Raw genomic sequence first — 6,773 nt, forward strand, 5'->3', positions numbered from 1 at the left:
CCCCCACACCAACTACGGAGGCTGGCACGGTCGCACCGCTGCCGTGCAGCGGCGACATCGGCCCCGGCACTTGCGACATCGACGCCGGCACGTACCTCGTCACCAGCTTCACGGAGCCTTTCGAGATCACCGTCCCGGACGGCTGGTCTGGCGGCGGCGGGGGCCTGGGCAAGTACGACCCGGATCACCTGGATGAAGGGGCGGTCTTCGTGGGTTGGTGGCCCGCAGAGTACGTGCCGACGGACGCATGCGCGTGGCAGGACGCGCTCGTTAAGCTCGATCCGTCGGCTGAGGCCTTCGTCGAGGCGATGACGGCGCAGACCTCAACGGCCAGCACCCCTCCCGTCAAGGTCGTGGTGGGCGATTACTCCGGCTTCGAGTTCGACCACTCCGTCGAGGGCGACGTGGACATCCCAGCCTGCGACCGCGACAGGTTCTGCATCCACTCAGAATTCTCAAACGAATGCTCACGCTGGTACTCGACTCAGAATGAGCGCGAAACCTACCGGGTGGTCGACCTGAACGACCAGCGCGCAGTGATCTGGGTGGCCCAATACCACCCACTCATCAATCCGGAGCTGACGAGAGAGGCTTGGGTGGCCTTCCACCCACCCATCAATCCGGAGCTGACGAGAGAGGCACGCGCCGTCTTCGACTCGATCGTGTTCAAGTCCGACAAGTGACCGGCTGATGCGAAAGGCGAACCCGCACGCGGGCGTCGACCCCTTCTCTGAACCCACATGGGGTGTCTCATAGCCTCAGTGTCACGAAACGCATGCGATATAAGACGACTCAAGGCCAGGCTGAGCCATGTTTGAGCGTATAGACCCGCACCGCGAGACGGGTGTACTTTGAGCTGTGGAAGGCTTCAGGCACTCTTCGGACGCCGACCGTGAGTTTTATGAGCTCCGCAGACGGGCATACGGTCCGGATCCAGACATAAGTGTCGACCCTCCAGGCCTAGCGAGGTTGCGCGAACTTGAGGCGGCGGACCGCGCTGACGTCAATTCTCTGCCGGTTGCCCCCGAAAGCGAGAATGCGGCAGATTCGGAGGCCCCCGCGGACGCTGCCTCGATGGAACATCCGGTGCCAAGGTGGAGTCGCTTGTACTGGGCCGGTGCCGCACTGGTCCTCGCGGGAGGGATCGTTACGACGACCCTGCTGTTATCCGCGCCGCGTCCTGATGCCACTCTTCATCCGAGCGGGGCTGCGGTCGATAACCGGCTCCCCGGACTGCTGCTTAGGGGAGCACCCCTGTTGAAGATCGAGGCTGCAACCCTCCGCGGATACGGGTCGTATCTCGGTCTCGAGATCTATTCCGGGGTAAACGCGTTCGACTCGCCGTGTCTCGTGGCACTGCACCGGGCGAGCGGTAATCTCTCGGACGTTCGCTGTGCTCCGGCTCCAGCAGATCTCATGATGGACGTCGCCTCATCTCGGGATGGGTTTGAAGGATTCGAAGGACGCGCCGGCGACGGCATCATCCGATTCGTACTTCGTGATGACACGGTGGATGCTTACGTCTACCTCATCCCGGAGGCGGGCTGATGGACCCATCCTCACCCCGGTCCGACGCTCAGCGGGAGCTGGACGAGCTCCGCAGGAGGGCATACGGTCCGCATCCGGATATCCAGTCCGACCCTGCAGCACAGGTAAGACTGGCGGAACTGGAGGCGGCACGCAGCGCGGGTCCCCGAGCCCTCACCGACACCGACGTAAGAACACCCGCTGCAGCCCCGGATTCCGGTTCAGTTACTCCCCCCACCAGGACCAGGTTCATTGACGAAGTGCCGGACCCGGCAACCAGTATTGCGCCCGTGGCGGAGTCCAGGATTGGATCGATGTGGTCGACTTGGCGTCGTTTCACGGCGACACGAGTACGCCGTTACTCATTTATAGCCGGCGTGCTGGCAGTCTTGCTTGCCGCTGTGTTCACCGTGGCATCGATCCTCAGGCCGCATCCCGATGCCACATTGCATCCGATCGCAGACGAGGCTGACAGCGACGTTCTCACAATGCTGGAATTCCTCTCAACGCTGGAATTCCCTTGGGGGGAAGCTGCCGGCCAATCCAGCTTCCGCGGATATCAACAGTATCGGGGATTCGAACCCTGGTTCTTCGTGGACGGAAGGGGCTACCGGTGCTTCATGCTCATCGATCATTCCGGTCCTTTTGTAGACGGCGCCAATTGTGTGCCGCCCGGGGTCGATCTTTTTGCAGACGTCGGCGGGCAAACCCATTCGGGTGATGATGCCGTGATGGGCCTCCCGAAGGGGAGCGTCGTCCGGTTCCACTACCGCGGCGACTCTGTAGACGTCTTCCTCTACCCCGCATCGTCGGAGGCAGAATGAGGCCCTGGCCCGGAGAGACGGGCCGCCAGCTCAAATGCCCTGAACAGAAGAGCGCCCACAATCTCCGAAGATCAGACCGGTTATCGCACCGTTTCCCGCGACTGGTGTGACCGACCGCGCGGTTCCGAAGGTTCCGGATTCCCACTAGATCGCCCGAAATATTGCCCGGTGATGGTGCCATAATGTCAGTTTCAGAAGTCGTCTCTCACGAATGTCAGATGCCGTCTGCACAACCCGTTCCTCGTCCTAAGGGCATCCCCAGCTGACATGATGAGAAGCATGGCTGCTTCCCGTCCCGATCCTCAGGCGCGCCTTGAGGGTACCGTCGTCGTTCTTCGCGAGCTGATCGAGAATGACCTCCCGGCTCTATTCACAGCTATCGGAAGACCCGAGATATTCGCTGGCGGCTGGGGTGGAGGTATGGGGGCTTATCGCGAGGACTTCCCGCAGTGGTCGGAGTTTCTGAGGCAATGGCTGCCCTGGCAACAAGGCAACGTGTACGCCGTGTGCCTGCGCTCATTGGATGAAAGGGTTATTGGCACCACCACGCTCGGCGATTTCGACTTTAAGAATGACTCTGCACACATCGGCTGGACGGCTTATTCCCCAGACGTTTGGGGCAGCGGGGTGAACGCTGACGCCAAGCGGCTCCTGCTAAGTACGGCCTTTACCCATGGATTTGAGCGGATCCGGTTGCAGGCCGACGTACTAAACGTTCGGTCGCGGGCGGCGATTGAGCGGATCGGCGCCCAAGAAGAAGGCGTGCTCAGACATGTCCAACGGCGTGCGGATGGCAGTTGGCGGGACACTGTCATCTATTCTGTTCTGCGCGAGGAATGGCCCCATGTACGCAGTGTTATCGATGAGCGTTTGGCGGGCCGGCCCGCGGATCCCAGCTATACCCCGTCTCCGTAAGCGATCCCCTACTGAGCACTGCGCCCCGTTGCGATTCAGCTGAGGCTATGCGAAAAAAGCGCCGTGAAAAGGCCGCCATTCACCGCGAAAGGTTGTCGCCGGTACGCTGTGACTTTTCTGCCGGTACCACGGCCGGCTAACGCAACTGAGGCGGCACCCGTTCGGGGTGCCGCCTCGGTTGCGTTTTTACGCTGGATCCGCTACCAGGGCCTGGGGATGTCCAGTTTGTCCCGGTTCTCTGCGGTATACAGGGGCGGGAGGATCCTGGAGAGGAAGGTGAACTCGTCGTAGCAGTGCTGCAGCAGGTTTGGTCCCAGGACATCGGGAACTTCCGCCACCACGGCGTCACGGTCGGCCCCCGTGGCAGGCAGGTCGTAGCCCAGGAAGAAGTGGCTGCGGAGGGCCAGGCCCCACTCGGTGTCCCTCCCCAGGTGGAGCAGGCGGCCGCCCAGGACCTTGCCGTCCGGGGTCCGGGGGGCGTCGTGGCCCATGCCTGTGTGGCCGCAGATCGCTGCCGAGAGCTTGTTGCTGGTCCTGGCCTCGTCGTAACCACCGGCGGAAAAGAACTCCCTCGGGTCCCTGAACTGCACCAGCAGGTCGGTGTCGCCGAGGTTGGTCAGCTTCTCGGTCACGACGTGAATTGACCCGATCGCCTCCCCGGGCTGCCCTTCTATCCACTCGCTGCTGGTGTGGTCAACCGGGTGCCACCAAGCGTATTCACGCGTGCCCGGCCGGCTCCCGAACCACCACGTGAGCATGTCGCCGGTGCATCCCCGCATGTCGGTGCGGACGGCAATATGCAGCACGCCGTTGAGGAGGCGTTCATAGCCCATTTCAAGCGGCAGCGGTGCGGGGTCAAGAAGTCGATCCAGGTCAAACATGAGGCTCCGATGAGTAGTGATCTTGCAGGTGAAACGTGGCCGGCGCGCTTAGACAGCCGGGGCCGTGTCGGTCTCCAGTGCTGATGCCGGGGCAGTCCGCGGGGTGAAGAACGAAGAATGGGTCAGGCGGCGGTCTGCCAGGTAGAGGCCGGTGACAGCGGCCAGGCAAACAACGGCCGCGATGCTGAAGGCTGAGAACAGTCCTGTGGCACCGCCTGCGGCGAAGGCCGTGGCACCTGCGACCGGCCCGAAGAAGGCCCCGATGAAGGACGTGCCGTTGGACCAGCCCAGGGCAGTCGCCCGGACGGGCAGCGGGTAGATGTTGGCCGTCGTGGAGTGAACCAGGTTCATGGTCGAGTGACCTCCAATACCCATCAGTGCGATGAAGATCAGGGTAGTCGCGGTGGACGGCGGTGTCATGATGATTCCGACGAGGCCGATGACGGTGCAGGCGGCTGTTCCAAGCGTTGCCACTGCGGAGCCCCACCGGTCGGCTGCCACGGCGGAGACCATTGATCCGAGGACTGCTGCGCCGGTAAGTGTGAATGCGAACAGCAGTGCGCTGGTCAGTGAGAAGCCGAGGCTGACCATGGCTTCGGTGGCCCAGACGTTCAGGCCCTGCCAGGCCACCATGTTGGCGACGGCGCAAACGGCAATGACCAGTGTGACCAGCAGGCCGCGCCCGGTGAAGAGCGAACGGATCTTGTCCTGGACAGACCATCCGCGGCCGGCGACTTCCTGGGCGTTTTCCTCACCAATCCGGGTGGCGAGGATGGCCACGAGGATTGCGGCCGTGAGTGCCGCACCGATGAAGAACATGGCACGCCAGCCGAAGGCCGGAAGGACCGGGATGCCGATAAGGGATGCAACCACTCCACCCAGCGGGATGCCGGCCATCGTGATCGTGACGACCAGTGAGGCATTCTTGTTGGTTGCGTGGTTACGGGCGACCGTCATTGCTGTGGTGAGTGCGGCGCCGGTGCCGACGCCGGCGAGGAAGCGCGCCAGGCCGAGGATCGTGCCGGACTGGGCCAGGCCGGCCAGCACAGCAGCCAGGGCGAAAACCGCGACGCCGATGACCAGGACATGCTTCTTGCCGATCTTCTCGGCGGCAATGGCGGCGCTGATCGCGCCGATGATGGCGCCGATGTAGATGACGCCGCCAATGAGACCCGTCGCTTCGGCGTCTACGCCCAGGCTGGCGTCCCGCAGAAGCAGCGGAACGACCGAGCCGTAGACGATGAGGTTGTAGCCCTCAATGATCGTTGTGATCATGCACAGGACGATCACGATGCGGTGGGAATGGGCTGGTGCTTCCGAAGTAAGTTCGGAGGGCTTGGGGATATGCATGAAAATCTCCTTTGATCTTCCGGACCCGGCAAACGTGCGCGGAACCATTGGAGCAATCGTGCGAGACTCATGTGACCTGAACAACACTGCTGTCCCGTGAAATGGGACACCTTGTGTGGAGACCTATCGCTCTTGCCCTTTTCAGCGTTAGCCCAGGCCTCGGCGGGCCAGCCTTTCATGGGCGATGCGGGAAACCGCGTTGGGCTGAATGTTTTTCAGTCCCTCTAGAATGGCTTCCGCGCGGGACTTGAACCGGTGCGTCGGCAGCACGACGGCTACGGCCTGACTGACCCCTGTCGGGCTGCGCAGGCAGGTCGCTGCCGCACTGATCCCGAGGTCGTGTTCCTCGTGGTCGAACGCGATGTTGGTTTCGCGGATCTCGTTCAGCTCCTGCAGAAGCACGTCGACATCGGTGATGGTGTTGACAGTGTGGGCCGCAAGCTTCTTCGGAAGGATTTCCAAAACGCGGGAGTCCGGAAGCTGGGCGAGAAGGATCTTTCCAATGCAGCTGCCGTGCAGCGAAAAGCTCTTGCCGACCTTGGTGACCGGGATCAGCCGCGCGGCGGAGGCCACCTGGTCCACAACAACGACCTCGCGCCCGCTAAAGACCGCCAGCTCGACGTTTTCGTTGACTTCCTGGGCCAGTGAAATCAGGACCGGCCTGATCGCTGCGACCAGCTGAAGGTGGCTGTTCATGCCGAATTTCAAAACCCCTGGCCCGAGGACGTATCCGCCGGCTGAGGAAGCCTGCATCACGAAATGCTCGGCTTCCAGTTCCTGGATGATCCGGTGGACGGTCGAACGGGGCATGCTGCATTTGCGGGCAAGGTCCGTCAGGGTGAGCCTGCCACGGCTCTCGGCCAGGAGGTTCAGAATGGTTGCCGCCTTGGCAAACGTCGACACTCAGCCCTCCAATTGCCAGGACCTGGATACTCTCAGATCGCGGATGTGCCAACTTCCGTCCTTCACGACCACCATGGCATATTCGCCCATCGTTGTCATGACAGGCGCCGGGGTGAAAAGCCACCGGGTATACAGAGCGCGGGCCGTGAACGTGTCCGGTTCGTCGGTGGGCTGGACGATCAGGTTGGACACGATGTGGTGGTGGGCTTCGGGGGCTGCCCACAGCCCGGTGAAATGGGCTGCCAGCTCATTCGCGCCCTGAGCGGTCCGCGCAGGGAATTCCACCCGGGCGCGGGCCAACAGGTCCAGAACCGCCGGCACGTCTTTGCGGTCTGCGATCTCGGTGTAGGAGTATAGCAGGTTGGCGGCTTCG

General features: G+C 62.5%; 8 protein-coding genes. 4 read left to right on the forward strand and 4 right to left on the reverse strand.

Annotation, left to right across the window (positions count from 1 at the left end; all coding sequences use genetic code 11):
* From DBR22_RS11950 to DBR22_RS11965, 4 genes are all read left to right on the forward strand, one after another.
* A partial coding sequence (locus DBR22_RS11950; RefSeq protein WP_258229165.1) for a hypothetical protein occupies positions 1-683 on the forward strand: 683 nt, incomplete at its 5' end.
* Positions 684-1,086: 403 nt separating this feature from the next.
* Positions 1,087-1,548: a hypothetical protein gene (locus tag DBR22_RS11955; RefSeq protein WP_146187485.1), complete on the forward strand. Its 462-nt coding sequence runs from the start codon at positions 1,087-1,089 to the stop codon at positions 1,546-1,548.
* Between the two features lie 356 nt (positions 1,549-1,904).
* Positions 1,905-2,351 carry a hypothetical protein gene (locus DBR22_RS11960; protein WP_108599193.1) on the forward strand — a complete coding sequence of 149 codons (447 nt, stop codon included), beginning with the start codon at positions 1,905-1,907 and terminating at the stop codon, positions 2,349-2,351.
* Between the two features lie 279 nt (positions 2,352-2,630).
* Positions 2,631-3,266, forward strand: a complete 636-nt coding sequence (locus DBR22_RS11965) for a GNAT family N-acetyltransferase (RefSeq protein WP_108599194.1) — start codon at positions 2,631-2,633, stop codon at positions 3,264-3,266.
* A 200-nt stretch (positions 3,267-3,466) separates the two neighbouring features.
* On the opposite strand, the gene DBR22_RS23845 is transcribed toward DBR22_RS11965, so the two are convergent.
* From DBR22_RS23845 to DBR22_RS11985, 4 genes are all read right to left on the reverse strand, one after another.
* On the reverse strand, positions 3,467-4,147 hold the full coding sequence (locus DBR22_RS23845; protein ID WP_181365147.1) for a DAPG hydrolase family protein: 681 nt from the start codon (positions 4,145-4,147) through the stop codon (positions 3,467-3,469).
* 48 nt (positions 4,148-4,195) lie between these two features.
* Entirely contained in the window at positions 4,196-5,497 is a 1,302-nt protein-coding gene (locus DBR22_RS11975) for an MFS transporter (protein WP_219928114.1), read from the reverse strand.
* Between the two features lie 147 nt (positions 5,498-5,644).
* Positions 5,645-6,400, reverse strand: a complete 756-nt coding sequence (locus tag DBR22_RS11980) for an IclR family transcriptional regulator (protein ID WP_108599195.1) — start codon at positions 6,398-6,400, stop codon at positions 5,645-5,647.
* On the reverse strand, positions 6,401-6,773 hold a 373-nt coding region (locus DBR22_RS11985), incomplete at its 5' end, for a nuclear transport factor 2 family protein (protein WP_108599196.1).

The sequence above is a fragment of the Arthrobacter sp. HMWF013 genome (genome assembly GCF_003061105.1).
Taxonomy (GTDB): Bacteria; Actinomycetota; Actinomycetes; order Actinomycetales; family Micrococcaceae; genus Arthrobacter.

Excerpts from the sequence above, each read along its gene's own strand:
- DBR22_RS23845 (WP_181365147.1), bottom strand. The coding sequence starts at position 4,147 with ATGTTTGACCTGGATCGACTTCTTGACCCCGCACCGCTGCCGCTTGAA.
- DBR22_RS11965 (WP_108599194.1), top strand. The coding sequence starts at position 2,631 with ATGGCTGCTTCCCGTCCCGATCCTCAGGCGCGCCTTGAGGGTACCGTC.
- DBR22_RS11975 (WP_219928114.1), bottom strand. The coding sequence starts at position 5,497 with ATGCATATCCCCAAGCCCTCCGAACTTACTTCGGAAGCACCAGCCCAT.